Below are 26,649 nucleotides of genomic sequence, written 5' to 3'. Positions count from 1 at the left end.
CGTGTTCCTGTTCCAGTAGCGCGACGTACTCCGTGATGGCGCTGGCGGGGATGCGCCGGTCGGTGCCCTGCCGGACGTAGCGGAGTCGGCCGGCGCGCATCTGCTCGTAGATGACGGTTCGGCTCATGCTGAGCAGCGACATGGCTTCGGAGACGCGATAGAGCGCCTTGACGTGCATCGTGAGCGCCTTTCCGCTGGGATGGTGGTCTGCGGAGGGTTCGGGGTGCGACACGGCACAGGGCGTTTGGGAGGGGGTCTGAGAGGCCCGTAGCGGCAAGATCCCGGGTCGGTCGGTGTCCATGGATAGACCAAGTGCTCTCAGGGCTTCTGAGCGGGTCGGTTCGGTGGCCGGTCGGGTATTCACGCCGGGCGTCCGGTGACGCGTGGCCGGGGGGTATGCGTACCATGCGTACCAAGCTCGTTTTGGCTGCTCAGGGCTGGTACGGATTGGTTGGCTGGTACGGATTGATGCGTACCAGGGGCGTGATCACGTCGGGTTCTCGGTACGCTTTGATCCGTACCAGGCAGGGAATCCGTACCAGGGATGACCTGGGAAAACGAGCTTGGTACGGATGGGACGGATACCCCGGGGGTAGGTGTCGGGCAGTACCGGTTCCACGCGTCGGTGAAGGCGTCGCGGGTGTAGCCCTTGGCCTGCCCGACGGGGAACCGGAGCGTGGTCGACGTGATGCCGAACTCGCGGAGCATGTCGCCGAGCCGCTTGCCGGTCAGGCCGGATGGTCCGCTGTCGGCCCAGGGCGCTTCCGGGTCGCCGTTGAGCACGGTCAGCAACTCGTTGGTCGGGGCGGCCGGCGGTTCGCCGAGCACGGTGAACGCGGTGCGGATGTCGGCCAGGAGCCGGACGCGGTTGGAGACGTTCCCGGCTTCGTCGGATTCCGCGGTGAGGGTGGTAACCGCGAGGCGGGCGCGTTGCGGCCACGTCCCGGTGGCCAGGTCGGCAACGGCTACGAGGGGTTCCCAGGTGTCGGCGGCGCGGTCTTCGACCGGCATGGCCGGTTCGGCGGCTTCCAGGTCGGCCAGGTTGGCGCCGAGCCATTCGGTCAGCCGCTTGGCGAGTCGACGTAGCGCGGGACTGTCGCGACGGTGCCGGTACGGCGCGACCGTCTCACCTGGCGCCCGGCGACGCATCCGGACGACTACGGCGCGGTCTTCGATGGTGTCGGGCATGGCGCCGATGCCGGCGAGTGCGGCCATGGCGAAGGTGGGGATCTTCTCCAGGCTGTGCGTGTTGTTGTCCCACCGGATCGCGGGCCGGTTGCGCTGGTGTCCCGCGTTTAGGAGTCCGCGTAGGTCCTCGTTCGCTTCGGCGTTCTTCCCGCCAAAGATCGTGTCCGCCTCATCGACCAGCAGGGTCGGCGGGTGGTCGGTGCCGATGGCGCGGTAGACGGCGGCCGGACTGGCGTTGACGGTGATCAGTGGGTTGTGGCAGGTGCCTTCCACGATGTCGAGCAGTCGGCTCTTGCCGCACCGCTTCTCCGGCGCCCGGATCACCAGCCGGGGTGCGTGCGCCCATGCCGTCTGTGCGTGCGTTGCGGCAACCCACAACACCACGGCGTCAACCGCTTCCGCCGACGGGAGGATGACGTACCGGGTCAGGCAGGCGTGTAGGTCGTCCAGGATCGCCGCACCGTCGATGGGGCGGCCGGTGGGAATTGTGGGCTGGTTCATGGCTTCACCTGCCGGTCTGGTGGTGGTCAAGGACGATGCGGCCGATGTGCTCGGCGACGGCGGGGACGACGGCGTTTCCGAGGGCGGTAACTCGGTCCACCCGGCCGGGAAGCCCATCAACCACTCGACCCACTCCGGGTTCAGCGGGCCACCGGCCCGTTCGGACAGCGGTCGACCGGGCCGGTTCCATCCAGCGCCGCGCGGGCCGTCCCTGGCCGTTGGCGTGGGCCAGGACGAACAGGCGGGGTCGTGGGTGTGGGGCGCCCATCTCGCAAGCTCGGACAATGCCGGTATGGGTGGCGTATCCGAGTCGTTGCAGGTCTCGTAGGACGTACCGGAGTCCTCGGGTGCGGTGACCGAGGACGTTCTCTCCGATGACGTACCGGGGTTGCAGGTCAGCGATGACCTCGGCCATGTGCGGCCACAACCATCGGGGGTCGTCGGTGGCGAGCCGGGGGCCAGCGACTGAGTCGGGTTGGCAGGGGTAGCCACCCGCGACGACATCGACGCGGGGCCGGGACTTGGAGCGCCACCAGGTGGTGGCGGTGCGTACGTCGTCATGGCAGGGCACCTCCGGCCAGTGCTTGTGCAGGACGGCACGGCAGAACGGGTTGATCTCGACGTGGCCGACGATCCGCATTCCGGCCCGTTGCAGACCGAGGGACAGGCCACCGATGCCGGCGAACAGCTCCAGTACGTTCAGCGGTTCGCCGGTCATGCCGCCACTCCCTCCGCGAGGAACCCGCCACGGATGGCGGCGCGGATGTCCCGGTCGGTCTGCTCGGCCTGCCGACCGGCGTCGGTCAGCGCGGCTACGGCGTCGGCCTGGTCGATGGCGCGCGCGGCGACCATCCGGGCCACGCCACGGGCGGCGCCGTAGAGCGTGGTCCGGCGGGCGCCTTCCGGGGCGCTGGTCACCGCGTGCAGGTGCGCGGCTAGAAGCCGGTCGGGATGGGAGATGCCTCCCGCCGTGCGGGTGCTGATCGGCCCGGCCGGGGCGGTCGGTGCGGGTGCCGGCGGCGCCGGTTCGCACGCGGCGACCAGCGCGGGAGGCATCTCCTCCACCTGCCGACCCGGTACCCACTGGTACGGGCGGCCGGTGCGCGGGTGCACCGACGGCGGAAGCACGACATACCCGCCGTCGGCCTTCACGTCGATGCCCGGACCGAGCCCTGCGCCGGGCTTGCCCTGGCTGCACCGCACCGGTCGTCCGGGATGCCGGTAGTACAGGTGCCGCCCACCCGACCCGGTGACCACATGCAAGGTGGGCGGTAGCAGCCCTGCGCGGATCAGGGCGGTCATGGTGTCGTCGCCACCATGGCGCGGGTCGACATCGACCACCACCAGGCCGGAAGCGGCGCCGGTCCGCACCGCGAGTTGCCCACCAGGGACAGCAGCGACGATGCCGGCCACCCGTAGCGGGTCCGTGGTCGCGGCATAGAAGCCGTGGCAGGTCAGGCAGTCACAGTCATCCGGGTCGTGTGCGCCGGTCGGGCAGTTGACGCAGTTGGCGACGGGTCGTTTCGACCGGGTAAGCATGAACACTGGCCAGCCCTGCGCGGCGTACCGCAGAGCCGGTTCAAGCAGGTCAGACACGAGTTTGCTCCCTTCATCAGGGGTGGTGCGTCCGGCGATGGCCGCCGGGGTGTGCTGCGGGCATCGGGGACCGGGCAGGAACACACGCACTCGGTCTGTGGAGTGGCAGTGCCGCCGGTCGGTGCCGATCCAGTGCCTACACCGACCGGCGCTCTCGCGGTACACGGGTCACCTCGGCCGGGCCGCCGCGATCAGCGCGCGCACCTCGGGAAGCGGCGGGTTGTACTCCATGTCGGAGCAGCGCTCACACCAACGGCGCCGGTGTGTGCTGGCCTTGATCTGGCCGGTTTCCCACGGGCGCCACCGGTGGCCACTGGTTAGGCAGACATGCCGGTCGGTGCAGTTGGAGCACCGGGCGATGCCGCCGGTGAAGGTCCATCCCTCGGCCGTGGCGTGCGTGATCGCTTCCCGGTCGCTGGTGAAGTGCGGCGTACCCTCATCGCCCCACGGGTCTTCGCAGCCGGCGGTGTCGCAGGTCAGTTCGACGCAGACGCGTTGCAGGATCATCGCGGATTCCTTCCGGAAGTCGGGCGGCCGGCGAGCGCGGCGCGGGTGACCAGCGCGCGAAGGTCGGTCAGCATGGCGTGAAGCTGTCGGCGTGCGGCCGGCTCGGCGTTGACCAGCGCGACGCGGATACGGATCTCGGCGTGGTCGCCACCGGCGTCGGTGGCGACGCGGGTGAGTACGGCTCGGCCGTGGCCGGGAAGGTCCACGACGATTTCCTCTGACCGGTGCTCGGCGAGCCCGCAGCGGTGGTCCTGGGGACACCAGTCGGGGTGAGCGTTCCGGCGGCTCATCGGGTGCCCTTGTCGTGCAGGGCGCGCAGGTAGTTCAGGACGTGGCGGCCGGGTCGGATGGTCCGGCCGGTGCCGTCGCAGCGTCGGCAGGGCCGGAAGTGTCGGCGGCCGATGAGTGAGCGTCGGTTGCCGGTGCCGTGGCAGCGCCGGCAGGGGCCGAACGGGTAGAGCCAGCACACCAGGGCGTAACCGGCAGTGACGATCACCAGAAACAGGATCAATAGAGCGGCGTGGATGGCTGTGGTGGTAGCGGTAGCGGCGAGGGTGGGCACGGGAAGCCTCCTGGGGCCGGTTTCAGGGTGTGAAGGGCTGGCCGCGCCACCCGCTACCAGGGGATATGTGTCCTGGTGGGGCTGGTAGCGGGTGACGTAGCGGCGGCGCTACCGGTAGCGGGTGGTCCGCTACCCGGTCAGGCGGACTTACGGCGCTGGATCGCGGTGTCGATGTCGGCGGTTTTGGCGCCCTTGAGCGTCTGTCCGGCATCCTTGATGTTCACGCTGCGTACATTCAGGTCCCGCAACTGGGCGGAGATCGCGGCCGGGGTGATGTCGGCGTAGTGCTCCGGCATCTGCTCGGCGAGTCGGGCGGCGAGCCGGTTCCAGGTCAGGCCGGACTCTCCCGGGTGGATCACGGTCCGCACGTCGGCCAGCACGTCACGAACCTCCCGGGCGACCGTCTCCCCGGCCGCCATGCCGGTCAGCGTCCCGGCCTGCTCGCGCAGCTTCCGCGCGGCGATGAGGATCTTCTCGGCGTCTTCCTGGTCGGCCAGGTACGTCCGCACCGTCGGCGTGGCGTCGGTGGCGCCGCGCAGGATGCCTACGCCCTTGTAGGTCGGTAGCAGCGTCGAGCTGTCGTGTCCTTCGGAGTAGGCACCGGACCCGAGTACCAGATCAGACACCTGCCACGAGCCGGTACGCAGGGAGAAGCGGACCTGGTGGTTGTCGCGGTAGGAGATGAACTGCTGGGCGACCTGGCCGGAGCCGACGCCGGACGGGCGTTGGGTGGCGTCGATGAGGATCACTCCGGCGGCCGGGGCGACCTTGACCAGGTAGACCAGCAGCGACGCGATTTCCTTCGACAGGTCGCCCAGGTCGAAGTACTCCTGGAACTCGTCCAGGATCACCATGCGGACCGGCATCCGGTACTTCGGGTCACGGGCGATTTCCCTGGTCAGCTTGCCTTCCGGGCAGATGTCGACCGGCAGCGCGGACAGCCGTTCGTACCGGTCCTGCACGTCCGCCTTCAACTCCCGCAACGCGTCGAGGAGTTGCTCTGCCGGGTCACCGTCGCGGGTGATCGCCAGCCCGAACGCGCACCGGTCGGCGACCAGTGCGAACTTGCGCCAGTCGGGCTTGCCGCCACCGTCGAAGACGGTCAGCTTCACGTACGGGTCCAGCGCGCCGTAGAGCGCGAGGGAGCGGGCGGCGAACGTCTTGCCCTGGCGGGGCTGTGCGCCGATCAGCATCGACGTCCACATGAGAGGGATCGTGACCTTGTTCCCCCGCTCATCGAGGCCGAACGGGGCAGGCTGCCAGATGTCGGTGGGCTTGCACCGCAGCAGCGGCGTCCGGCCGGCACCGACGGCCAGGGGGTCACGGTCGGCCACCCACAGGACGTGCCGCCGGTGGCTGGACGGGTCACGGCTGATGAACACCTGAGACAGCGCCACATCCAGCCCGGACGCGATCGCACCTCGGGCCTTCACCGCGTCGTCGAACGTCTTGCCGTACGGCAGGTCGATCGACACCTGAGAACCGGTACCGGACGTGTCCCGCGCCATGGACGACCCGAACGCGACCTGCTGGTGCGGCTTGTCCGGATGCCCGAGCCCGGCGGCGTAGTAGGCGCGGAGCACGATGTCGGAGTTGATCCGCCGGAACCGGCCCGCCACCGTCGCCGGGGCGATGATCGGCCGGTCCACCGGCCGCCCGACCCGGGCCAGCCCAGCAACGGCGAGCCCGACCACGGCGACCTGTGCCCACCACGGCGACAGTGCCCACAGGATCGGCCCACCGACGGCGGCGCCGACCACCTCCACCGCCAGGACGGTGCCGCGCCACGCGCGGGTGGCCTTCACCTCCCGGTGAAGCTTGTGCCACGCCTGCCAGTCCCCGGCATCGGCAGCGGCCTGCCGTAGCCCGGTCTGCTCCGACAGCCACCACCACCGCAGTTGCCGGCCGGCGAGCCGGAACGTACCGACGGTGGCCCAGAACGCGGCCTGCATCGCGTACCAGGGCGACCGGGCCGCGTGCCAGCCGACCCGGTACGCGGCCAGCCCGGCAGCATCCCGTACCGACGCGCGGAGGTTCGCCCACCCGCGCAACGCGGTCGGAATGATCGGCCGGCGACCGGACGGCCCGGCCGGCGGCACGTCGACCAGCGCGCCGCCCGGCGCCGGGGCGTCGTCGAGCGTCGCCTCAAAGTGCGTGTCGGAACCGGCCTGCTGGCGGGGTGCCCGACGGGCGCGGGCGTCGTCCAGGTCGAACACGTCCGCGCCGTTGGACAGTTCGGCCTCAGCGGCGCGCCAGTCGAAGCGGTCATCAGATGGGGAAGTCATGATGGGTGTTCCTCCATGAGGTTCGGTGACGGATCGGAGGGACCGGCGGCACGGCATCGGTTTCCAGGCCATCGGCCGTGCCGCCGGGCGGAATCAGGCTTCGTCGTCGGTGCTGTGCAGCAGGTGGGCAAGGGCGGCGCCCATGCCGAGCACGACCACGGGCAGGCAGGCAACCAGGGTGGTGATCCACCACGGCGCGGCGGTGATGCCGGCGGACTCCATCAGGTGATAGGCCACCTGGCCGAGCGCGCCGAGCAGAAGCGACCCGATCGCGGACCACTTGGCGAACCGGCGGGCGCGGGCCGGCACGTTGCCGGACAGCCACGCCCGCAGCGCGTACGCGGCGTACGCCTCCACCCCGATCGGCAGCGTGATCGCCGTGTTGAGGGAGAACGAGTCCCAGATGCCCGGCAGTGGATGGACCACCCCGAACCCGGTGAGTCCGCCGAGTCCGACCCACCCCGACCAGATGGCCACGAACGCGGGCGCGGCCAGCAGCAGCAACACCCACGGCCGAGCCGGCGCGGTAGCCCGGCGGGGCGTGGTGGTGATGTTGGACCCCGGGGCTACGGACGGGATAGGCAGCGCCGATGCCGTCGGTGCCGAAGCCTCTGCGACCGGCTCAACCGGCCCGGTGGTCCGGGTCGTGTCCGGGTCCGTGTCCGGGGCCGGCGGGGTGTCCGCGACCGGCTCAACCGGCGCGGGAGGCATCTCCTCCGAAGGCTTGATCGGGTCGGCGGCGGGCGGGGCGCTGTCGGTGTTCAACGCGTCCAGCAGGGCGTTGGCCTTGTCCCGACCTACCCGCAGTTCCTTCATCAGCCGGTTCCGCGACGGGATGGCGCCCGTGCGCTCGGTCAGGTCCCGCGCGGCCGGCAGCAATTCGGCGACCGGGCGGGGGTAGACGCTGTTCATCGTGGGGGTGGTCATCAGAGATGCCCTCCTTTGCTGAGGGTGTCGGCGAGCAGGTTCCGGTGAGCGGCGAACACCGTGCCGCCGTAGGTGGTGGCCAGTTCGCGGCGCAATTCGAAGTAGGTGTCAGCGAAGACCCATACGGCGCGCTTCGCGTCATCGGCACCGATCACCGGGGGAAGGTTGTGCCGGCCGTACGGTCCCAGGTCGAAGCGGGTCGGGACGGTAACCATCCACGCCTCATCGCTGGCACGCGGGTCGGGCACGTACCGGGCCGGCAGCGTCGTTACCCACGGGTCCGTGGGGTCCACGTTCAGGCCGGTTTCCTCGGCCAATTCCCGGACGGCGGCTTCGGCCGGGTCCTCGCCCGGGTCGACGTAGCCGCCGGGCAGCGCCCAACCGTGCCCGTCGGCCCGCTCGACCAGCACGATGAACCGGTGCCCGTGCTCGTCGGTGGCGACAACCAGGGCATCGGCGCAGACCTGCTCGCCCCAGTGCCCCAACTCGTTGCGCCCGTAGCGGACGCTGGTGGACTCGCACGGGTTGACTGGGCGTCCGTCGACCACCCGGAACGGGATCGCGGCAGCGGCCTGCCGGGTCGGCCAGTCGATCCGGGTCGGGTCCATCTCCGGATCGGCCCAGCTTGCACCGGCCGCGATGCCGGTCAGCACGCTGGGATGGGTGAAGGTGCGGGTCATGCTGCTACCTCCTGCGGGTAGGCACAGTCGATGCACTCACCGAGCGAGCGCGGGATGCAGTAGTCGCGGACGGCGCCGCACGTCGGGCACGTCCGGCGAGCGCGCAGCGCGGCCCGGATGGCGCGCAGCTGCGCGGGAGTCGCGGTCCGCTTCGGCTTCGCGAGATCAATCCGGTACAGGTACGCGGCACGAACGCCACCGACGCCGGCCCAGAGGATTTGAGCGGCGACCGGCTGGCCACCGGGCCGCAAGCCACGAGCGCGCAACTGACGCCGCGTGGCGTAGCCGGCGGGAGCACCCTTCCACCACCAGGTCGGAATGCCCCATCGGGCGCCCTCCGGGTCGTAGAACGCGGCACGAATCCGGCTCATGACCAGCACCTACGCGGCGAGCCGAGTCGGCACGACCGGCGAACCGATCGCGGCAGCAGCCCGCATCACCCGCTGCTCGGCACGCCGCAGGCGACGCCAGTCCAGCGGCGACGGCCCGCCGACAGCGGACAGAATCAGGATCTCGGCATCGAGCAGGTCAAGCTCAGCCGCGATCAGCGGCCACTCCTGATCGATTGCAACCAGCTCGGCGGGAGTCGGGTCTGTCTGCGAGTCGATCTCTCTCGTGCCCATCTGGGCTGACCTCCTACTAGCTCTCGTCCTCTGGCCCTCTAGAGGACTGATGGACTCAGACTAGTGCCCGTTCGACGGATGTCAAGAGCTTCAGAGGACTTAAACTTGGCAGGACTCGACCAAGGACGGGAGCGCACTACCGTGGCGACGAAGTATGACCGGATCGCAGCAGACTTGCGACGAAAGATCCAGGAGGGACAGCTAGCGCCGGGTCAGCAGTTGCCCGCAGAGACGGCGCTGAAGGAGGAGTACGGTGTCAGCCTCGTCACGATGCGCAAGGCGCTAGACATTCTTGCCGCTGAAGGGCTGATCGAGAAGCGGCACGGGTACGGCACCTTTATCCGAATTCCCCGGCAGCGCGTTAGGAGAAGCTCGGAGCGTCACCAATGGGAAAAGGATCGGGTTCTGCTTCCCCTCAATAAGCGCTACGGAACCGGATCGACCGAGCGGGATACCGGGCTTGAGATGCCCGACTTGGAGTTCTCGGCGGAGTATGCGGAGTGTGAAGCGGATCAGGATCTTGCTCATGCATTTGGGGTAGACGTGGGAACAAGACTGCTTGAGCGTACGTACCGCACTCGTCCGCGAGACGAGCCGGCCCCATTCGGACTAGGGCACTCATATCTGATCTATGATGTTGTTGCGGCCAACCCTGATTTGTTGGATGTGACAAAGGAGCCTTGGCCGGGCGGTACTCAGCATCAGTTGTTCACGATCGGCATTGAGCTAGACCGGATCGTGGAAGACGTTACGGCGCGTCCACCTTCAGCGGACGAGGCGGAGGCACTCGGCATCGATGCAGGCGTGGCGGTGCTGGTGATACGGAAGATATCGGTTGATACGGATGGGCGCGTGGTAGAGGTCGCAGACTCGGTTATGCCGGGCGACCGGACGCAACTGTCGTATGCTATCCCGCTCAAGCGTTGGTCAGCGGCAGCGCGCCGACAGGCAGAGAGGGAGGCGTGACAATGACCCAAGGTGGAACCGATCCGTCCTGGGACCCGGCCGTTCATGCAGAGATACGTGCCGCAATCAATCATGTCTTATTCACGGCGCGCGATGTGCTCATGCGATACTCGGATGAGGATTGCTTTTGGGTGCCACCCAGTGAAGTGTCTGATGCAGGGGATGCTACCGGTTTTATAAACGCTGCACGGAACCAGGTGCTTCATCGATTGCAGAGCGAGTTGGACCAAGCTACCGCAACGCTCGATTCAATTTCAACCGATGTTCGAGCATACAAGCAGCGATCGGTGGGCTTGACCGGACCCGAATCGTCGGGTGACTGAGTGAGCGGCTGAGTGGGAATCGTGGCATGGTCACGAGGCGGTGGAGGACTGGCGCGGTAGGCGCGACTTTTGCGAGCGCACCAGTCCTGCCGACCGCATTGTGCCTGAAGTCGTCCAAGTTGCCTGTGTCGTAATCGTTGTTGGTTGTTCAGCTTAGGCGCTTTAGTGTCTCAATAAAATGTGCTGCGGTAGCGACGTAATCGGCAGCCCGCGCCGGGGTCACGCCAGCTTCTTCTGTATCGTGGGCATGCATTACCTGGTTTCGTAATTCGCGCAAGCTATTCAATACTTTCACGCTGCTGTCCGAAAGTAATCCGTTCATGCGCATGGCTCGGCTCATGTGGTACATGCTGTAGCTGGTGGGCGTTATGTCGTTACTCTTTAGCGCCTTGGCTACCGCTGCCTCGACCCTTTGGCCTGCGAGCATCACAGCGGCCGTGGGGTGTGACTCGGCTAATTCAAATGCATCGGCTAGTTCTTCTAGTTTGACCTTAGGGCCTGAATCGGGTTTCGTCGCGTCTTCAGTTGCGGCCTGAGTTCGCGCTTCATCGAGAGAGTCCCATTCCACTTCTACAGGACCCAACTTCGCTCGCTTTAGCGGTCTGCGATCCGAGAGATTGGTTGCGATATCGCGTAGTGGAGTTCGGAGGAAGAAGATCACAATGAGCGCCACAATGGGCCACGCCAGAGCGCCTAAAAGGGTAGCAGTGATCTCAAAAGCCTTCACGCTGGGATCATAGCTAGGCTCTGCAACTACTTGAGATGGGCGCGGGACGCTAGTGGCGGTGCGGGTAAACGCCGCACGTCCCTTGTGGCTCTTTCGGGTGAGGTAGGCATGACTGAGTGACGAACTGAGTGACAACCGACGCAGACAGCCCCGGACGTTGGCGGACAGCGGGGGACTGGTGCAGCAGCGAAAGACAGCGTTACGGCAGGTGCTTATAGCATGATCGTTGCCTGGGGGTCAAGGGGTCGTCGGTTCGAATCCGGCCGTCCCGACAGACAGAAAGCCCTGACCAGCGGAAACGTTGGTCAGGGCTTTAACCTTTGTCTATGGAGTTTTGAACCTCCCCTCGACCCCCCCGGGTCTACGGGTGTCGGCAACCAGGTTTGTCATCCGTGTGCATCGTGGTGCTCACAGCTTCGGGCTGGCCATCGAGGTCGGTTCCGAGGGGTTCGAGGATCTCGGAGACGTCGGGGGCTTGAACGGGCTTGGCGCCACTGACGACGGACGTTGTTGGGGGAGAGCCATGTGCCGCGTCGGGAGGCGAAGGTCGCGTCGTGAGGATTGTCGGCAGCGACTAGTTTGCGGGAACAGCAGCATGCCGACCGCGAACCGGGGCAACACGACCATCCGATAGCCGGCGTCGCTCTTGGTCCAGGGTTGTCGGAAGAAGCCCTTGCCCTTGACGAAGACCAGCGTGCCGCAGATCGTCAGAGTGGGACGTTCGGCGGCGAGGTCCAGGTCCTCCCAGCGCAGGGCGAGGATCTCACCGCTATCTGCACCATGCCGATCTCGATGGACCACATCCACGCCATCCCGACGTTCAAGAAGATCTTCGAACTGCTTGCCGGGCACCTGTCGGCCGCGACCGACGTAAAGATCGTCAACGCTCGGATCTCCGGCATCTGGGGACCCGGCGGACATCTGCCCGACCCGTTCTTCGTCACCTCGACGCTCGTACACGCCGCGGCGCACCACAATCGAACCCGATCTGTCCGGATTCATGGTGCTGCCCCCGCGCCGAGGACGCCCTCGACCTTCTCTACGTCAGGGACGCCGGCCGCGCCCTCGCGCTCCTGCAGCTCACCGGCGAACTGCACCACTCGGCGTACAACGTCGCCTCCGGTCGTGCCACCAGCAAAGCCGAGGTCATCGCCGCGATCCGGTCCGTCGAGCCCGGTTTCCGGTTCGAGCTCCCCTCGGCCGGGGACCGCTCACCGGCCTGGCTCGACATCACCCGCCTGCGCGAGGACACCGGATCCGAGCCCCACTACGACACCGCCGCCGGGGTGGCCGACTACATCGCCTGGTTCCGCGCCGGGAACCTGCGATGACACCCGACCGAAATTTCCGAGGGATTTCCGGAAGTTGTTGACACTGTCGCGGACTCAACCGAATACTGTGACTCATCCCCAGACATCGGCCTTCATCACTGGGTCGGCTCTCGGACTTCCACATTGGTCGGCCGGCCGAGGCAGGAGCACAGATGACCGAGATTCCCGTCAGGCCGGTGCGCCAGCGGGGTGGCCGAGCGCGGCTGCTGCTCGGTGGCGCCTGCGCCGTCGTGCTGGCCGTGACCGCGGTGACCGTGGCCGGAACCGCCCACGCCGAAGCCGACCGGATCGTCACCGCCAACGAGGAGGGCACGCACAACGGGTACTTCTTCTCGTACTGGAAGGACAGCGGCAACGTCACGATGACGCTGGGCGCCGCCGGCAACTACCGGGTCCAGTGGGCCAGCGGCACCAACAACACGATCGTGGGCAAGGGCTGGAACCCCGGCGCCCGCCGAGTGGTCACCTACTCCGGCACCTGGCGCAGCAACGGCAACAGCTGGCTGGCGCTGTACGGCTGGACCCGCAACCCGCTGATCGAGTACTACGTGGTCGAGACGTTCGGAACCTTGATTCCCACCGCCGGCGCCAGCCGGCTCGGGACGATCCAGAGCGACGGCGGCACCTACGATATCTACCGCACCCGGCGGGTGAACCAGCCGTCGATCGACGGCACCGCGACCTTCTACCAGTACTGGAGCGTCCGGCGGCAGAAGCGCGTCGGCGGCACGATCACCGTCGGCAACCACTTCGACGCGTGGGGGCAGTCCGGTCTGCAACTGGGCACGCACCATTACCAGATTCTGGCCACCGAGGCCTACCAGAGCAGCGGCAGTTCCACCATCACCGTGAGCGAGGTCTTGGGTCCGCAGCCGAGTGCCAGCACCCCCGGACCGGAGCCGTCGACTCCGCCGCCGAGCACGGCGGAGGCTGTCGGGTGACCAACCCTCAACGGCACCCCCTGCGGCTGACACCGTGACGAAACGCCGGGCATTCGGGCTACAGGGGTTCCGTCGACTGCGGCCCCGAGTGCCGGATGCTATGAAGTTGCTGGACTCGGCTGGCCTGGCACTGGCCCGGTGACCCGGTCGATCTCACCACCGGGCCGGTCCACCTCGTCGTGGACGACGGCCGTGGCCTGCTGTTCGACGGGCGCAGCGACTGGTCCCTGACGATCGTGCCGACGGCTCCGGGTGACGAGGGCTGGCGGTCGGCCTACGACTACGACGGTGGCCGCTGGGTCGGGCGGGACGCCTCCGGCGAGGAGCCCTTCGCCTCGGTGATCGCGGGAGTGCTGAGCGGTTGGAACCCGGAGCACGACGAGGTCGCCAGTTGGTCGGCGGCACCCTGCACGTCGGCGACCGTGCAGTGCGGCTGGGACTGTGGGAGGGCGAGGTGATCTCGTACGCTGCCGGGCGTGGGTGACTTCCTCAAGACGACGCTGGCCCGGGTGCCGGACGGATTCGACCTGCCGGAGCCGCTGCGCCTGCTCTTCGCCTGGGTCGACGAGCAGGGTTTCGTGGTGAAGGGGCACGACGGGGATCTGTACGGCTCGTTGAGCGACAACGGCTGGGTGGGCACCTCGATCGAGTTGCGTGGCTACACCGCCGAGCAGACCCTGTCGTACGCACGGTCCTGGTTCGACGAGTCGGTCCCGGATGCGGCCGCACGGTTGTGGCCGTTCGCGCAGACTGGTGGCGAGGGTTCGATGGCCGCGCTGTGGCGCGAGGGTCGGGGACAGGTGAGGATCGTTCATCTCGGTTCGGGCAGCGGTTCGATGATGACGTGTGTGCTCGCCGACGATGCGGTCGACTTTCTGCGGCTGCTGGCGATCGGTTACCGGGAGATTTGCTGGAACGAGGAGTTCAGCGCGCCGCCCGAGCCGTGGGACGCCGACCACGAGATCGTCAATGCGCCCTACCGGGACTGGCTGCACCGCACCTTCGGTGCCACCGCCCCGGCGACCGGGCTGGAGATCGTGGCGGAGCCCGCCGAGATGGGCGACGAGGACACCACGGACCCGTTTTGTCGCTGGGTCGACAATAAGGAAGTCTGAGCCCGTCACCGGGTCAGGACGCCATGGCGATCTCCGGCTACGAAAATCTTGCCGGAGCCAACTTCATGCAGAGGCAGATACGCGAGATGTGCAGAGGTTCCGCGGGCCAGGCGCTGGGGACGGCACGACGGCGGCGGATCGGCCACCCACGTCCGCCAACAATGAGTAACTGGTGGACGTGAGATGGCAGCACCGGGATCGTGGCAGATCCGGATACTCGATCAGCGTGAGCGCCGGACGCCGGGATGGCCGGATGCGCTGCTCCCCTGCACGGCGGGTCAGGCCCGGCTCCGCAGGTAGAGAAAGCAACATCGCCAGACGAGAGGAACGGATGGCTTGCCGGCAGGGATGATTGGGATTGTCGAGACTCAGATCATCTGTTGTCGGGAAGCACCCGTTCGGTGAAAGAGGATGCGTGGTTTGGCAGACCGGGTGAGGACGCTCAATGAACATTCGCGTCACCACAACGGTCGGCGCCCCATCGGGCGCTGCAGTTGCAGCCCAACGATCCGACCGTCCCGTCGTTGACCTGACCCACCAGCGGATCAAGCGCCGGCCTCACCTTGTAGAGGGGCGACGCCATCGTAGGCACCGGTGACGGTCCTGAGGAGCTCGACATTGCTCGGGTAGGTCGCCGAGAGGAGTTCGCGTATTACGGGTTCACGGTCATAGCCGTCGGCCAGACGTAAGCCGAGGATGACGTTGGCCATCATGCCGGCGGCGAGGGTCTGACTGGCTTGTTCGGGTGTGAGATCGCCGCGGTTGACGAGCACTCGGTAGACGCGGAGGAAGCCGTCTCTGGCGAGTGGCCCGATCTCCGGATCGGTGCCGGCGGTGAAGGCGTGCGCGAGGCAGAGTTGCAATCCCTGCTCCTTGAACAGTTGAAGGTAGGCGACACCGATACGCGGTGCGAGGTCGCCAGGTGCGTCGTCGTCGATCGTCTGCTCGAACACCTCGACCACTCTGTCGAGCGCGTGCTCGATCGCGGCTCGGATGAGCGCGTCTTTGCTGCCGAACAGGGACACCACGTAGGGCTGGCTCACGGCGGCCTCGCGGGCGATGTCTGCCGTGGTGGTTGCGGCGAAGCCCTTACTGCCGAAGATCCGGATCGCCGCAGCGAGCACGGAAGCACGCCGCTGGGACGAGGAGACTCGTTTCTGGCCCATGGTTGACATGTTATCAATCAATCAATAATCTTCGCGGCGTGCGCTGCCGATCAGCCACCTCCGCGGGAGCACCGGCCATCGCGGCGACCGACTCCTGTCGTGCCTTCCCATGTGCGGTGTCACGTCGCGGATGCTGCGGCACGGCTCGCCGATGTGGCTTGGCGCCGCGCAGGCCGCTACGACGAGAGAGGAGCGGGTATGGACGTGCTGATGTTCGCCACCGTCGCCGTGCTGGGGTTCACGGCGTGCGCCGAGTTCGGTTCATATGCTTTTGTGCATCCGGTGGTCAAGCGTCTGGCGCCGCGTGACCACATCCTGGTCGAACAGGGCCTGCTGCGTACCTTCGGCATTGTGATGCCGGTGGCGATGACGGCTTCGCTCGTCCTGGCTATCAGCTACGCGGCCCGCCCTGATGGGGCGGGGTTGCCCGAGGTGTTGCGTTGGGTTGCGGCCGCAGCCTGGGCCACGGGCATCGTCACGACCGTGGTCGTGAACGTGCCGATCAACCTGTCGACGCTGCGCTGGGACAAGGATTCCCCTCCCGAACGCTGGCAGGAGCGCCGTAACCGCTGGGAGTGGTTTCAGGGATACCGTTCGTGGGCCTATCTCGCGGCCTTCCTGCTCGTCGCTCTCTCGGTCGCCACGGTCGGCTGAGAGAGTGTTGGGTTACCCGTTGACCACGTGAAGTGAGTTGACGGGATCCGTTGTGGTGTAGGGGATTACAGAAGCGGATACCGGATCAAATGCGACCGGCTTGCCGACGGTCAGTCGCGGCCAGTACCCGCCTGGCTTTGGATGCGGTGCCTGTGGGACGAGGTGGCGTGGTCTTCGTGGTCGTCGTCTACCTCGTAATCTTCCGTACCAGGACGGCCCGTCATGAGGCGCCTCATGACACTTCAGGTCAGGAGTTCGCGGGCCAGGGCCTCGGTCCACCAGCGCTCGACTTGATCGGGTTGCCAGCCGCGTTCGCCGGTCAGTGTGGTGTAGACGTCGATGTTGCAGATCGCCGCATAGATATCGACGGCCGACCGTATGTCTAGTCCTTGCCGGAGAACGCCGCCCGGCCACGACGAGAACACCTGGATCCTGGTCTCGTCCCCCCGCTGACGGCCGTCGCGGTAGACGCTCGCCAGCGCAGGCTCGGTGCGGCCCGCCTCGCGTACGAGCGCGATGATGTCACCGGCACGCTCGAAGAGCCGCCGGTCGTAGCCGGCCATCGCCGCGAGCTGCCGCACCGGATCGTTCTCGGCCCCTTCCAGTTCGGCGAGCGACTGCGATGGATTTGCGGCGATGTCTGCTGCGTCGGCCAGGGCCTGGATCAGCCCGGTCTTGTTCCCGTACACCGCGTAGACGGTCGGCACCGAGACCCCCGCCTCCCGTGCCACGTCACGTACCGTGGTCGCCGCCCAGCCGCGGGAGAAGAACAGTCGACGAGCGGCGCTGGCGATCTCACCCCTTGTCTCTGCCGCTTGCGTCACCCGGCGCAGTGATTCGTACCTCCGCCTGCCTGTCTCGGCGGTCAATGGCTTGCCTCCTTCAGTTTTCGGGCCCTATATTGAATGTATGTTGCGTAAACTCGGCGTCGGAAGCACCTGGACGTTCTCGCGGATCGCCGGACTCGCCGGACTCGGCTTCGCCATCCTGATCGCCTCCACCAACGCCTTCCTGGTGCCAGCCGGCCTGCCCCACACCGGCGCTGAGACCAACGACGTTGTCCAGTTTTTCACCACCCAACAGAACACCGTCGGCCTCGCGTCAGCACTCGCCCCGATCGCCTGGGTGCTGGCCACCCTGTTCGGCGCCGGCGCGGTCTCCGTGCTGTGGCGTTCCGACCTCGAGCAAGGCACAGCCTGGTCCGTGGTCGGGTTCGCCGGGGTGATCATGCAGAACATCACCTTCACCGGCGTGATGGCCACCCGGCTCGCGCTCGCGTCAACGACCGCGCAGGACAGCAGCACGATCGCCGGACTCTGGGCATTACACAACGCGCTGTTCATCTTCAACGGCACCTTCCTGGCACTGGCCATGACCGGCCTGTCCATCAGCGGCCGACGCGCCGGCCTGATCCGCCGCTGGCACAGCGGGATCGGTTTGCTTGCCGCCGCACTCCAGTTCGGCTCGGCCGTGCTGAGCCCTCTGGCCATCGACGACCCCGGTACGGTCGGTCTCCTCGGCCTTGTCGGCTGGCTAATCTGGGTCGTGTGGGTCGTCGCCTACGGCATCACCCTGATCCGCCCGCCATCCGTTCCCATCCAGGCGATACCGAATAACCGACGCACCGGTCCCGTTGAGTCATTTCGATCAGACCATCGGCAGGCCGATCTACCCGACGGCCAGCGTCGCCATCCAGCACAGCAGCGCGTCGAACCGCCGGAGAGCGCGCAGGCATAGACATCCGCTCATCGGCAGTTCCGGACGTCGGCCGGTCCGGAAGGCCGGTTGCGGAGCGTGACGGCTACGGCCGATGGTGTCGCGCACGGTCGGCGGCAGATTCGGGTGTGGTCGCCGTCGCCGTCGCCGCCGCTCTAGTGGAGACCGAATTACGGCTGCTACGCCGAAAGCGCTGAGCTACGGTGCTCCGATGCAGGCGAATGCGGCCCAGCGGGCAACACGGGCAGCCATGTCGATCGCCTCATCGCTCGGCCTGACCGCCTACGACGCGGCCGTCCTGCACAACTCGAACAAGCTCACCCTGCGTCTGCAGCCCTGCGATGTGCTGGCACAGGTGGCACCGGCGGCGCACCAGTGCGCCCAGCTTGAAGTGGATACCGCTAAGCGACTGTTCGAGGTCGGGAGCCCGGTGGCCGCGCTGGAAGCGCCCGAGGTCTTCGTCTGGGACGACTACGTGGTCACTCTGTGGACCTATTACGAGCCGGTGACTACTCAAGCGATCTCACCCGCGGACTACGCCAGAGCGCTCGAGCGTCTGCACGCCGGAATGCGCCGGGTCGACCTTCCCACCCCGCACTTCACGGATCGGGTTTCCGAGGCCCAAACGCTCGTGGCGGACCACGACCGGACGCCGAAGCTGGCCGAGGCGGACCGGATCTTTCTCGCCGGCACGTTGGACCGCCTGCGCCGAGCGGTCAGCGATAGCGGCCGACCTGAACAACTCCTGCACGGCGAACCTCATCCGGGCAACCTGCTCTCGACCCCGATCGGCCTGCTCTTCATCGACTTCGAGACGTGCTGCCGGGGGCCGATCGAGTTCGACCTTGCCCACGCACCCGACGAGGTCGGAGACCTCTACCCAGGCGTCGATCACCACCTGCTCCGAGATTGCCGGACCCTCATGCTGGCGATGATCACTACCTGGCGCTGGGATCGCGACGACCAGTTCCCCGACGGCCACAGCCTCGGCGTCGAGTGGCTGAGCGAACTCCGGAAGGCGGCCCAGTAAGTTACCGAGCCCCGTCATCGGCAGATCCGGGCGCCGACTGGCACGGCGGGCCGGTCACGAAGCGTGACGGCTATGGGCTGCAAGTGGGGCGCACGGAGGGCTGCATGAAGTGATTTCGATCTTGACGAGGTGAACCCAGTGCTTGCTTGCAAATGTGGGAATGCGGCGTCGTCGTCACCGCAGGTCGTACTGGCTGTTTGAGGGATCTGCCCGGGTACCGGGCTGTCTGTCAGGTGCTGAGCACGTCGGCGAGGGCTGTTGCGTTTGCGGTTTGACGGGCGCGGTCAGCCGCGTTGGCAGTTCAGGTCAGATCGCCTGGGCCAACTCGGTGAATGCTGAGGCGACCCGGCCTGAGGGTGGGGTGTCGGTGGCGGGTTCGTAGTGTCCTCGGCGGAGGTTCTGGACGAAGGCGTGTCCGGTCATGATCACTTGGGCTGTCCGGTCGGTGCGGAGTCCGCGCATCGGTTCCAGTCGGTGCTTGAGGCGGCTGTGGTCAGCTTCGATCGGGTTGTTGGCGTACCGCTCGACGTGGTGCCACGCCGACGGCATCAGTTCGTCAAGCACACCGGGGTGGCCGGGGGCGGCGTCGGTGACCACCTCGGTCGGTGTGACCTTCAGCGTGGCCAGCGCCCTGCGGAAGAACCGTCGGGCCGTGGCGGAGTCCCGACGGGGTGATACGAGCACGTCGATGACCTGCGCGTGCTGATCGACGGCCCGGTAGACGTAGCGCCAGAGCCCGTTGACTTTGACGTAGGTCTCGTCGACGAACCACCGGTCGCCCGGTGCGTGACGACAGAACAGGGCGGCGTCGGCCAGTAGCGGGATGAACCGCTGCATCCACCGGTAGACGGTGACGTGATCAACCTCGACCCCGCGTTCGGCCAGGAGTTCCTCGACGTCACGGTACGAGAGGTTGAACCGGAGGTACCAGCGGACCGCGAGAACGATCACCCCGGGTGGGAATCGGAACCCGGCGAACGCCGACGACGGCGGAGACCAGGACCGGGAAGGAGCAGCCGACCTCTTCAGCGCAGCTGATCACATCAGTAGCCGACCTGCCTCTCGCCCACCACAACAGACCCTCTCCGCTCGGCGCTTGATGACGAAGAGCTGATAGGAGTGGTCGATCTCGGCCCACAACTCGTCCGGGACGCTCCACGGCGGCTGCTCGCCCCTCTCATCTTCAGACAGAGCGACCGGCCGTCGCGGTCCGTGCGGGGGCAAGCCACAGCCGCCAATCTGACACGATCCTTACTTAGAGTAGTTGTGATGGTACCGTCTGTCCTGGAGTTCCTATGCTCCGAGCAGTACCTCCCAGGCCCGCCGAGGATGCCGACAGCGTCCCGTTCCCGTCGTTCGCGGGAAGGCGCCGTCCTTCCGATCGGCGTAGCCGGCATCCGTCCATCCCGTCACTACTGCGACCAGGCAGTCCCGCCAGACTGATTCGCGTGACCATCACACCGTCGCGCACAGGCAGGTCTGGCGATCCACAAGAGTAGGGGAGAGCCATGGCCAGACCCGTCCAGCGAGGCCCCGAATCGGCGCGGCACGCCAGAATCGAGAGCGTACGTGAGGCGCTCGCCGACGCCGGCATCGAATCGTTCGACGCGATGGTGGAGAAACTGGCGAGCGCAACGCCTCGTCTCCTTCAGGACAGCCCGGTGCCGCTCATGAGGGCAGACGACGGAGAAAGTCTGCCGCCACCGCCACCGCCACCGCAGCCGCACCGGCCGCCGCACATGATGGTGATGATCGACGGCGAGCTCAACGAGCCCCAGGCGGTACGTGAATTCGACGGTCGGCCGCTCTATTCCACCCCGGGCGTCGACGTCCGGAAGAACCCGGTCCTCTACAGCTTCACAAGCATGGAGGGACTCCACAGGCACCTGGGCACCCTGGGCTGGGATGACATCGGCACCACCAACCCAGACTCGCTTCCCGAATACTCGGTCTACTCCGAGCACGACTCCCAGGGTGGGGACTCACTGACCAACAGGCCGGGATACGGCTGGCGGGATCTCAGCCGCGTGCCACGCGGGTTCTTGGGAACGGGCGACTGGAACGACATCATCTCCTCGGTCAACTGGTGCCGTTGGGATATCAGCCTCTGGGAACACGCCGGCTGGACGGGCTCCACCCTGTACCTACGGGCAGGCCGGACGTACTACCACCTCAGCGAGTACGGATGGAACGACCGCGCCTCCTCGACTGTCAACTGGGGCAGGCGGTACTACCTCTGACGGAACCGCGTCGACGAACCCGGCGGTCGACCGCGTCGGGCACGGCCCGACCGGTTGGACGGATCTGGCCTACGCCGAGCGACGTGCCCGCCGGCCAAGGGCGTCCGCCCGGCGGCCTGCGGCTCGCAGCCGGCCCCATGCCGCAGAGATCGGTGCCTGCCCTCGCGGTGCAGGTTGAAGAGGTTCCATCTGCGAATCTCGGCTGTCCCGCGGAAAGACCGTCGCGCATCTGCTCAACCCGGTCGTAGCCAGTTCACCGCGTTCTCCTCGTTGAGGAACGTGGTGACTCCGGCTGCGAACGCGATCACCACCAGCACCGCCAAGCAGCTGAGGACCAGGCCGCCCGTCGCGACGCTGCGCCCGGTGACTCCTGGCCGGCGGCCCAGTACGGCGCGTTTCGGGCATCACACCCCTGCCAGCGAGCGGTTGGTTGCCAGAACCGCGGTCGCTTGCGTACCTCGACACCACCAGCAGACCTTGACTCCCTGCGGCGGTCACCTCGGTGGTGAACAGTCGACCACCTCGTGATCTGGAAGGGGTTTCGATCGGTCGTGTAGCGTCTGTGAATGCCGCAAGTGAGACGAGCATCCGCTCCGCTGATCGACGCTATCGCCGCGGCGCGCCGAAATGGGTTGCCCGCTCACCGGACGTCGCGGCCCGGTGTGGTGACGCTTGACGAGTTTCTCGCGCGTCCCGAGTTGGATTCCCTCGTCGAGTGGGTCCTCCGGAAGGAGGCGCAGTTCGCGAGCAGCGGGGTCATCTCCGCGGTGGGCAAGCGTGGCCGGTTCGACAGGCATTCTCGCCGATCGACGGTGCTCTACACGCCGGGGCCGCTGCGCGCCCTCTTCGAGCAGCGGCTGATCTCGGTCCTCCCGCACGTTTGCGGGCGCCTCGGGCATCCGGTGGTGCCGGTGCGGGGCATCGAGATGCAGATCACCGCCAGCAACGATGGCGACTACTTCCATGCGCACACCGACAACGCACATGAGTCGGTGGCGGCCAGGAAGCTGACTTATGTGTACTTCTTCCACCGCGAGCCGGCGCGGTTCACCGGGGGGAGGCTGCGGGTCTTCGGTGGTGGGCAAACCGTCGAGGTGGTGCCCCGCCAGAACCAGGTGGTGTTCTTTCTGCCGACCCTCCAGCACGAGATCGAGACGGTCAGGTGCCCGTCCGGGCTGTTCGTCGACAGCCGGTTCACGGTCAACGGCTGGTACTTGGCGCCATCGTAGGCGCGCTGGCAACGGTCAGGTCAGGGAGCCGTCGAAGTCCGCGGCGACAAAGTGGAACAGCATGGTGGTGAAGACCAGGCCCGCAGGCATCCTCGGCCGCCCGTGGGCTATGTTCTGCCCGCCGAAGAGCAGACCGTCGCCCAGCTTCTGGTACACCTGTATCCGCGCGCCCGGAGGTTGCAGCAACAGCGGCCATGGAATTTCGCCGGGAAGCTCCGGGAGGCAGTCGACGCAGAGGGAGACCGTGTATCGGCATTGTTCCCGGTCGACGTGTATGGGCAGCTCGGCGCGATCGTGGTAGGTGGCGGTGTACACGTAGGACGGCTTCAGCGGCTCGCCTGCCGCTTCGGACACGCGGCCGGCGAGATGGCGGTGCACCCAGGCGGCGACCGGCTCCGCGTGCTTCACCCAGCGCAGAGGGGACTGACCGTCGCCGTCGCGCATCTTCCCCATCCGCAGGAGCCGCCGGACGTGTAGGCGCAGTACGCCAAGGTGAAACGGATGGACCAGGTTACGTAGTACGGCAGATGAGTCCGGATGGCGTATTTCTATCGGGTGAATCGACGGCGCCGGCCACCACGGGCGCGGGTCGCCGGACGGGATGGCCAGGCCAGCCGCCACCAGTAGGGTGCGCCAGCGCTCCGGCAGCGACGCCGCCGTTCCGTCCATCAACGCCTGTACCGCCGCGTGCCCCTCCCGGCCGAGCCAGTACGGCAGTGCTCCCGGGTCGGCGGTGAATGCGACCGGGCCGGACCGGAACGCCTCGCCGAGCCCGAGGTCGCGTGCGTCGCACATCGTCAGCCCTGCCGCCGGCTGCACTTCGGCGATCCCGGTGGGCAGCGCGCCCAGTGGCCACGGGCAGGTGTAGACGGGCTGCTCATCCAGGAAGCAGGCGTAAGCGAACGAGGCGGCCGGTGTCGACTGCGGATCGGGGTACCACGGATGTGCGGTCATGCCGAGCCGAGATGCCCGACGATCACGAGCACCGGCTCCGATGCATCCTCCGCCGGTGGTGCCTGAACCGGCGCCGGCAGCCGGGGCACGGCTGTCAACGGGGCAGGGAATACGACCGCGGCGTTCGCCTCGGTGGCGACCGAGACCGGGGCGGCCTCCGCTGCCCGGCCAAGCGTGACACCGGCCGCCTCGCGCCCCTCGTAGATGTCGACCAACGCGGCGTCGGCGGTCCCGAGGAACAACACGAATCCCAATCGGCCACCGGAAGTGGGGGGCCGGACGTCGATTGCCGTGCCTGGTCGGGCCTCGACGAGCCGCAGGGAGACGGACTCTGCCGCCTGCACGTACGCCCTGGTCGCCGGAAGCCGCTCAAGCGTACGCGCCGCGATGCGGGCACCGAGATCACCGAGGTCGTCGAGGACGCGGACAGTCTGCGCCGTCTCGACGGGCTCACCGGTCGCGGCGACCACGGTCTCTTCGACAAAGCGGTCTTGATGGTCGCGTGCCCAGGCGTGTGTCTCAGCGATCTCCTGCTCGCCGAGGAGCTCCCGCAACACCGTGAAGTGCACGGGAATCGTCAGCTCGCCCGGAGCATTCTCCAACCCGAGCCAGTTGTCCTGCGGCGGCCCGACCTCGCCGGGCAGGTCCTGCGGCGTGGAGAACGGAGGCATCGGCCAAGGCGCCGGCGCCGGGTATGGGGGTATCGGGTATGGCCCGGGTGGCTCGAACGGCGCCGGCCCCGGGTAGGGGTTGGGCGGCGCCGGGATCGGGGGATGCGGCGGGTTGGGCGGCGCCGGGTCAGGAAAGACCGGTGGAATCGACGGCGGCGGATCGACCGGGTGCACGGGGACCAGCTCCGGGTCCGGCTCCAGGGACTGCTCGACGACTCTCTCCGCCACCGCCCGGCCCAACTGCTCCGTGAGGCGCTCGCCGATCACCCTTCCCGCGGCGTCCACAGCGGATCGGGCAGCTGTGGCACCGTGCTCGGCCAACAGCCTGGCCACGATGGACCGCAGCAGTGTGCGCTCGTTCTCCTGCAGAAGTCGATCGTCAGCCGCCAGTGCGGCGAGCATCGACTCGGACAGCTCATCGTGCCCTTCACCGTCAGCCATGTCAGACCGCCTTCCCGGTAGGGGCAGCTTAGCGGTCTCTCTGTCCCTTGAAATCGGCTCCCATCGTCCTTTCGGTTATTCCTCAGCCATTGGTGAGTTGGGCGATTGGGTGAGTGCGGGCGGCCCGCGGGCCGGTCCGAGAATGGAGCCCGATGTCGTAGCGGCTGTCGATGGCTCGGAGGTCCGGTGGGACCTCGTGGAATTGCGGTCGGTGGGTTGATCGGCGAGCGGTGGGGGAGACGGGCGACCCTGACCGGCCCCTCGGCCAGCTGGTCGGCCCGGAGGAGGAGGCAGGTCCGTGCATCGGCGGCAGGCATTCGAGAGCGGTGAGATCGGATGGTTGGCTGCCAGGAGATGCTGTTGATGGCGTACCGTGTCCGAAATCTAAACGGCGATCTCGTACGCGTGCTCGCCGCACCGCGCTGGCGCCTGCGGGTGCCGAAATCTCCGTCCGCGCTGCTCAGGCGGCGTTGAGGCCCGCAACCATCAGGTCAAGGTGGTGCTGCCGGGCACCTGAGCCAGCTACCTGCCGTCCCACGAGGATGTCCGGCACCGGCCCTCCGACGGCACGCAGACGCCAGTCGCCATGCAAGGCCTCGTGCATCATCCGCTCTCTCGCCGTCGGTCGGCGACCAGATCGTTATGTAGGCAGCCTAAGTAAGCTAACCCGCAGCTCGGTGGTTCGCCGGGAGCGAGGTCGCATCGCGTCACAGCTTCATGCCGCCTGTACTGCCGGAACGTGTCGAAGACTTTCTTCGGCAACTTGACAACAGCCGAAGCGCGGGCGACCTCGACGTACTCGCCCTCACCCCGGGCTGCCCGGTGGCGCTGGTCGGCGGGCCAGGGTCGGGCAGGTCCCCGAGCGCCCGGATCACGGCCCACTGGAGCGATCCACCAGCGGCCAAGGTTCAGGAGGCGGGCACAGGTCGCGGTGGCTCCTGGCGGGGATGCCCGAGGGTCAGCTCGCTCTGCAGGACCAGGACCGCGCCGCCGATCGCCGCCGCGTCGGACCCGTTGACCGACGGTACGACCCGCACCGGATGGGCCCGCCGGGCGAAGATGCGGCGGTCCACCTCCTGCTGGATCACCGCCTGGTAGATCGAGCCGGCGATTGCGAAGCTCGGCCCGGCCAGCACGATCGCGTCCACGTCGAACAGGTTCGCCATGGTGACGGCGGCGGAACCGAGATAGCGGGCCGACCGCTCGACCAGGCTCCGGGCGGCGGGATCGCCGGCGTTCGCCGCGGCCGCAATCCGGGCGAACTCGGTGAGGAAATCGGCCTCGGCCGGGTCGAGCGCCAGCCGCTGGGCGAGCCCCGGCGTCCCCAGGGCCTGCCGGACCAGAGCCGACGGGCCGGCGTAGCTTTCCAGGCAGCCGATGTTGCCACACGAGCACTCGTCGCCGTTGACGTCGATCGAGATGTGGCCGACCTCCACGCTGTTGGAGGAACTGCCCCGATAGACCTCGCCGGCGACCACGACTCCACCGCCGATCCCGGTGGCCATGTAGATGCAGCCGTAGGTGCTGCGCGGGTCTACCGCGCCCATCCAGTACTCGCCGATGGCGGCCGCCGCGGCGTCGTTGTCGAGCAGGACAGGCATGCCGAGGCTCTCCGAGAGCCGCCCCGCGACCGGGTAGTCGAGCCACTCGTCGGTGGGCTGCGGCGTCAACAGCACACCCACGGGCCGGTCCTGCGGCCCATAGCTGACCAGGCCGATCCCCAACACCTTGTCCCGATCGACGGCCGCCGTGGCCAGCAGCGCCTCCACCTGCGCGGCCACCAGCGGCAGCGCCCGCTCCGGCGGCATCGACGCCACACCTTGGAACGACGTGCGGGCCACCTGCCGGCCCGCCAGGTCGACCACGACGATGACGCAGGTGTTGCGCTCGAACTGGACCCCGACGCTGTAGCGGGCCAACGGGTTGAGCTGGACCAGCGTGCGTGGCTTGCCACCGGTCGGCGCTCCCCGACCAGCTTCCACGACCAGGCCGTCACCCATGAGTTCGCGGACAACCTCGGAGATCGTGGCACCGGTCAGGCCCGTCGCCTCGGCGAGCTCGATGCGGGTGATCGTCCGCGCCGACCTGATCAGATCCAGGACCAGGCCGCGTGTCTTCGACCGGCCGGCCCAGATCGGGCTGGTCGCCACCGTCTCCTCCTCCGGTCCGTCGCTTTGCCAGGCTACTTTACTTTCCCGTAGCGGAACGCTCCGGTCGCTCATTCCGCCGCGCCTAGTGTCGGCCAGGCAAGTATTGACTTTCGTAAACGACCTAAT

28 protein-coding genes and 1 pseudogene are annotated in these 26,649 nt (G+C 67.5%); 9 read left to right on the top strand and 20 right to left on the bottom strand.

What is annotated here, in order from left to right:
* The 12 genes from V1634_RS27045 to V1634_RS26990 all read right to left on the bottom strand — a co-directional run.
* On the bottom strand, window positions 1–178 hold a 178-nt coding region (locus V1634_RS27045; protein ID WP_331210722.1), incomplete at its 3' end, for a helix-turn-helix domain-containing protein.
* Window positions 179–360: 182 nt separating this feature from the next.
* On the bottom strand, window positions 361–1,689 hold the full coding sequence (locus V1634_RS27040; protein WP_331210721.1) for a DUF3631 domain-containing protein: 1,329 nt from the start codon (window positions 1,687–1,689) through the stop codon (window positions 361–363).
* 4 nt (window positions 1,690–1,693) lie between these two features.
* A complete protein-coding gene (locus V1634_RS27035; RefSeq protein ID WP_331210713.1) occupies window positions 1,694–2,407 on the bottom strand; it encodes a DNA cytosine methyltransferase in 714 nt (237 codons plus the stop codon).
* Window positions 2,404–3,285 carry a bifunctional DNA primase/polymerase gene (locus V1634_RS27030; RefSeq protein WP_331210712.1) on the bottom strand — a complete coding sequence of 294 codons (882 nt, stop codon included), beginning with the start codon at window positions 3,283–3,285 and terminating at the stop codon, window positions 2,404–2,406. The genes V1634_RS27035 and V1634_RS27030 overlap by 4 nt, the downstream gene beginning before the upstream one ends.
* 168 nt (window positions 3,286–3,453) lie before the next feature.
* Window positions 3,454–3,792 (bottom strand): hypothetical protein, encoded by a 339-nt coding sequence (locus V1634_RS27025; protein ID WP_331210711.1) that lies wholly within the window; start codon window positions 3,790–3,792, stop codon window positions 3,454–3,456.
* Window positions 3,789–3,998, bottom strand: a complete 210-nt coding sequence (locus tag V1634_RS27020) for a hypothetical protein (protein WP_407951861.1) — start codon at window positions 3,996–3,998, stop codon at window positions 3,789–3,791. The genes V1634_RS27025 and V1634_RS27020 overlap by 4 nt, the downstream gene beginning before the upstream one ends.
* 80 nt (window positions 3,999–4,078) lie before the next feature.
* A complete protein-coding gene (locus tag V1634_RS27015; protein ID WP_331210709.1) occupies window positions 4,079–4,354 on the bottom strand; it encodes a hypothetical protein in 276 nt (91 codons plus the stop codon).
* A 137-nt stretch (window positions 4,355–4,491) separates the two neighbouring features.
* A complete protein-coding gene (locus tag V1634_RS27010; RefSeq protein ID WP_331210708.1) occupies window positions 4,492–6,639 on the bottom strand; it encodes a cell division protein FtsK in 2,148 nt (715 codons plus the stop codon).
* Between the two features lie 93 nt (window positions 6,640–6,732).
* Window positions 6,733–7,566: an ABC transporter permease gene (locus V1634_RS27005; protein ID WP_331210707.1), complete on the bottom strand. Its 834-nt coding sequence runs from the start codon at window positions 7,564–7,566 to the stop codon at window positions 6,733–6,735.
* On the bottom strand, window positions 7,566–8,246 hold the full coding sequence (locus V1634_RS27000; RefSeq protein WP_331210706.1) for an NUDIX domain-containing protein: 681 nt from the start codon (window positions 8,244–8,246) through the stop codon (window positions 7,566–7,568). The genes V1634_RS27005 and V1634_RS27000 overlap by 1 nt, the downstream gene beginning before the upstream one ends.
* Entirely contained in the window at window positions 8,243–8,617 is a 375-nt protein-coding gene (locus tag V1634_RS26995; protein ID WP_331210705.1) for an RRQRL motif-containing zinc-binding protein, read from the bottom strand. The genes V1634_RS27000 and V1634_RS26995 overlap by 4 nt, the downstream gene beginning before the upstream one ends.
* Window positions 8,618–8,626: 9 nt before the next feature.
* Window positions 8,627–8,869, bottom strand: a complete 243-nt coding sequence (locus V1634_RS26990; RefSeq protein ID WP_331210704.1) for a DUF6284 family protein — start codon at window positions 8,867–8,869, stop codon at window positions 8,627–8,629.
* A gap of 141 nt (window positions 8,870–9,010) precedes the next feature.
* Here V1634_RS26990 and V1634_RS26985 point away from each other — a divergent pair, with 141 nt between their 5' ends.
* Entirely contained in the window at window positions 9,011–9,835 is an 825-nt protein-coding gene (locus V1634_RS26985; RefSeq protein WP_331210703.1) for a GntR family transcriptional regulator, read from the top strand.
* 471 nt (window positions 9,836–10,306) lie between these two features.
* Here V1634_RS26985 and V1634_RS26980 read toward each other — a convergent pair whose 3' ends face one another.
* On the bottom strand, window positions 10,307–10,885 hold the full coding sequence (locus V1634_RS26980) for a hypothetical protein (RefSeq protein ID WP_331210702.1): 579 nt from the start codon (window positions 10,883–10,885) through the stop codon (window positions 10,307–10,309).
* A 476-nt stretch (window positions 10,886–11,361) separates the two neighbouring features.
* Window positions 11,362–11,692, bottom strand: a pseudogene (locus tag V1634_RS35535) (site-specific integrase); the annotation flags it as partial.
* Window positions 11,693–12,368: 676 nt separating this feature from the next.
* Here V1634_RS35535 and V1634_RS26970 point away from each other — a divergent pair.
* From V1634_RS26970 to V1634_RS26960, 3 genes are all read left to right on the top strand, one after another.
* A complete protein-coding gene (locus V1634_RS26970) occupies window positions 12,369–13,157 on the top strand; it encodes a glycoside hydrolase family 11 protein (protein WP_331210700.1) in 789 nt (262 codons plus the stop codon).
* Window positions 13,158–13,336: 179 nt separating this feature from the next.
* On the top strand, window positions 13,337–13,615 hold the full coding sequence (locus V1634_RS26965; protein WP_331210699.1) for a hypothetical protein: 279 nt from the start codon (window positions 13,337–13,339) through the stop codon (window positions 13,613–13,615).
* 18 nt (window positions 13,616–13,633) lie between these two features.
* Window positions 13,634–14,272, top strand: coding sequence for a hypothetical protein (locus tag V1634_RS26960; RefSeq protein WP_331210698.1), 639 nt, complete (start codon window positions 13,634–13,636; stop codon window positions 14,270–14,272).
* A 545-nt stretch (window positions 14,273–14,817) separates the two neighbouring features.
* Here the strand turns inward: V1634_RS26960 and V1634_RS26955 are convergent.
* On the bottom strand, window positions 14,818–15,438 hold the full coding sequence (locus V1634_RS26955; RefSeq protein WP_331210697.1) for a TetR/AcrR family transcriptional regulator: 621 nt from the start codon (window positions 15,436–15,438) through the stop codon (window positions 14,818–14,820).
* Window positions 15,439–15,636: 198 nt separating this feature from the next.
* Here V1634_RS26955 and V1634_RS26950 point away from each other — a divergent pair, with 198 nt between their 5' ends.
* Window positions 15,637–16,092: a DUF1772 domain-containing protein gene (locus tag V1634_RS26950; RefSeq protein ID WP_331210696.1), complete on the top strand. Its 456-nt coding sequence runs from the start codon at window positions 15,637–15,639 to the stop codon at window positions 16,090–16,092.
* Window positions 16,093–16,334: 242 nt separating this feature from the next.
* On the opposite strand, the gene V1634_RS26945 is transcribed toward V1634_RS26950, so the two are convergent.
* Entirely contained in the window at window positions 16,335–16,961 is a 627-nt protein-coding gene (locus V1634_RS26945; protein ID WP_331210695.1) for a TetR/AcrR family transcriptional regulator, read from the bottom strand.
* 40 nt (window positions 16,962–17,001) lie between these two features.
* Here V1634_RS26945 and V1634_RS26940 point away from each other — a divergent pair, with 40 nt between their 5' ends.
* Together V1634_RS26940 and V1634_RS26935 are read left to right on the top strand one after the other, a co-directional pair.
* Window positions 17,002–17,829 (top strand): hypothetical protein, encoded by an 828-nt coding sequence (locus V1634_RS26940; protein ID WP_331210694.1) that lies wholly within the window; start codon window positions 17,002–17,004, stop codon window positions 17,827–17,829.
* Window positions 17,830–18,019: 190 nt separating this feature from the next.
* Complete coding sequence (locus tag V1634_RS26935) at window positions 18,020–18,838, top strand: phosphotransferase family protein (RefSeq protein WP_331210693.1); 819 nt, start codon at window positions 18,020–18,022, stop codon at window positions 18,836–18,838.
* Window positions 18,839–19,144: 306 nt separating this feature from the next.
* Here V1634_RS26935 and V1634_RS26930 read toward each other — a convergent pair whose 3' ends face one another.
* The gene (locus tag V1634_RS26930) at window positions 19,145–19,867 is read right to left on the bottom strand and encodes an IS6 family transposase (protein WP_331210720.1); all 723 of its coding nucleotides are present in this window, start codon (window positions 19,865–19,867) and stop codon (window positions 19,145–19,147) included.
* 479 nt (window positions 19,868–20,346) lie between these two features.
* On the opposite strand from V1634_RS26930, the gene V1634_RS26925 reads away from it, so the two are divergent.
* Window positions 20,347–21,078, top strand: a complete 732-nt coding sequence (locus V1634_RS26925; RefSeq protein ID WP_331210692.1) for a hypothetical protein — start codon at window positions 20,347–20,349, stop codon at window positions 21,076–21,078.
* Window positions 21,079–21,644: 566 nt separating this feature from the next.
* Entirely contained in the window at window positions 21,645–22,307 is a 663-nt protein-coding gene (locus V1634_RS26920) for a 2OG-Fe(II) oxygenase (protein ID WP_331210691.1), read from the top strand.
* Window positions 22,308–22,322: 15 nt separating this feature from the next.
* Here the strand turns inward: V1634_RS26920 and V1634_RS26915 are convergent, their stop codons facing one another.
* The 3 genes from V1634_RS26915 to V1634_RS26905 all read right to left on the bottom strand — a co-directional run bounded on the left by V1634_RS26915 (window position 22,323) and on the right by V1634_RS26905 (window position 26,523).
* A complete protein-coding gene (locus V1634_RS26915) occupies window positions 22,323–23,261 on the bottom strand; it encodes a hypothetical protein (protein ID WP_331210690.1) in 939 nt (312 codons plus the stop codon).
* Window positions 23,258–24,373, bottom strand: coding sequence for a hypothetical protein (locus V1634_RS26910; protein ID WP_331210689.1), 1,116 nt, complete (start codon window positions 24,371–24,373; stop codon window positions 23,258–23,260). The genes V1634_RS26915 and V1634_RS26910 overlap by 4 nt, the downstream gene beginning before the upstream one ends.
* A gap of 908 nt (window positions 24,374–25,281) precedes the next feature.
* Complete coding sequence (locus V1634_RS26905) at window positions 25,282–26,523, bottom strand: ROK family transcriptional regulator (RefSeq protein ID WP_331210688.1); 1,242 nt, start codon at window positions 26,521–26,523, stop codon at window positions 25,282–25,284.
* Between the last annotated feature and the right edge of the window lie 126 nt (window positions 26,524–26,649).

Origin of the sequence: Plantactinospora veratri, from assembly GCF_036421995.1 — a bacterium.
Taxonomy (GTDB): Bacteria; Actinomycetota; Actinomycetes; order Mycobacteriales; family Micromonosporaceae; genus Plantactinospora; species Plantactinospora veratri.
This window is presented reverse-complemented; position numbering and strand designations above follow the sequence as displayed.

Excerpts from the sequence above, each read along its gene's own strand:
- V1634_RS27040 (WP_331210721.1), bottom strand. The coding sequence starts at position 1,689 with ATGAACCAGCCCACAATTCCCACCGGCCGCCCCATCGACGGTGCGGCG.
- V1634_RS27035 (WP_331210713.1), bottom strand. The coding sequence starts at position 2,407 with ATGACCGGCGAACCGCTGAACGTACTGGAGCTGTTCGCCGGCATCGGT.
- V1634_RS27025 (WP_331210711.1), bottom strand. The coding sequence starts at position 3,792 with ATGATCCTGCAACGCGTCTGCGTCGAACTGACCTGCGACACCGCCGGC.
- V1634_RS27010 (WP_331210708.1), bottom strand. The coding sequence starts at position 6,639 with ATGACTTCCCCATCTGATGACCGCTTCGACTGGCGCGCCGCTGAGGCC.
- V1634_RS27005 (WP_331210707.1), bottom strand. The coding sequence starts at position 7,566 with ATGACCACCCCCACGATGAACAGCGTCTACCCCCGCCCGGTCGCCGAA.
- V1634_RS27000 (WP_331210706.1), bottom strand. The coding sequence starts at position 8,246 with ATGACCCGCACCTTCACCCATCCCAGCGTGCTGACCGGCATCGCGGCC.
- V1634_RS26995 (WP_331210705.1), bottom strand. The coding sequence starts at position 8,617 with ATGAGCCGGATTCGTGCCGCGTTCTACGACCCGGAGGGCGCCCGATGG.
- V1634_RS26990 (WP_331210704.1), bottom strand. The coding sequence starts at position 8,869 with ATGGGCACGAGAGAGATCGACTCGCAGACAGACCCGACTCCCGCCGAG.
- V1634_RS26970 (WP_331210700.1), top strand. The coding sequence starts at position 12,369 with ATGACCGAGATTCCCGTCAGGCCGGTGCGCCAGCGGGGTGGCCGAGCG.
- V1634_RS26955 (WP_331210697.1), bottom strand. The coding sequence starts at position 15,438 with ATGGGCCAGAAACGAGTCTCCTCGTCCCAGCGGCGTGCTTCCGTGCTC.
- V1634_RS26950 (WP_331210696.1), top strand. The coding sequence starts at position 15,637 with ATGGACGTGCTGATGTTCGCCACCGTCGCCGTGCTGGGGTTCACGGCG.
- V1634_RS26940 (WP_331210694.1), top strand. The coding sequence starts at position 17,002 with ATGTTGCGTAAACTCGGCGTCGGAAGCACCTGGACGTTCTCGCGGATC.
- V1634_RS26935 (WP_331210693.1), top strand. The coding sequence starts at position 18,020 with ATGCAGGCGAATGCGGCCCAGCGGGCAACACGGGCAGCCATGTCGATC.
- V1634_RS26925 (WP_331210692.1), top strand. The coding sequence starts at position 20,347 with ATGGCCAGACCCGTCCAGCGAGGCCCCGAATCGGCGCGGCACGCCAGA.
- V1634_RS26920 (WP_331210691.1), top strand. The coding sequence starts at position 21,645 with ATGCCGCAAGTGAGACGAGCATCCGCTCCGCTGATCGACGCTATCGCC.
- V1634_RS26915 (WP_331210690.1), bottom strand. The coding sequence starts at position 23,261 with ATGACCGCACATCCGTGGTACCCCGATCCGCAGTCGACACCGGCCGCC.
- V1634_RS26910 (WP_331210689.1), bottom strand. The coding sequence starts at position 24,373 with ATGGCTGACGGTGAAGGGCACGATGAGCTGTCCGAGTCGATGCTCGCC.